This window comes from Paenibacillus sp. 01T422, assembly GCF_056398785.1.
Genome location: NZ_JBFTQB010001673.1, coordinates 1 through 426, shown reverse-complemented (window position 1 = coordinate 426; position 426 = coordinate 1). Strand labels below are relative to the sequence as shown.

Here is a 426-nt window from a genome sequence, read left to right as displayed (position 1 = left end):
GGAAAAGTCATCGCTCATGTGCAAGGTTTGATAGGCAAAAGCGCTAGGCCTAACGGTCGTAGGAAGAATAACGGATTGATCTTTATACAAATAGATATAGAAAGAATCAATCAGCGGATAGGAGGTTTTGTACATGGACAGATTACGTGCGATTTGGGAAATATCATAGCGATATTCTTTGGGGAAGGTCTCATATTTATTCGAGTAGAGCAGTTCCTGCATGTTCACATTCCAGGTGATTTCAAAGTTGAGCTGTTCCATCGCTTTGAACTGGTTGTCCATGACTTCGCGAACCTGCTTTAATAAGGAATCGTTCGCTTGTTGGATTTCATCCTTCAGCGTTTTGTTGGATTCCACATACAAGAGTAAACCGATTACGACAGGTAATAGGAGAATAACGATATAGGAGATCATCCAAGTTAAGAC

General features: G+C 40.8%; 1 pseudogene. It reads right to left on the bottom strand.

The annotated features are described in order from the left end of the window. A pseudogene (locus AC1DUA_RS40720) lies at positions 1-426 on the bottom strand (AraC family transcriptional regulator); the annotation flags it as partial.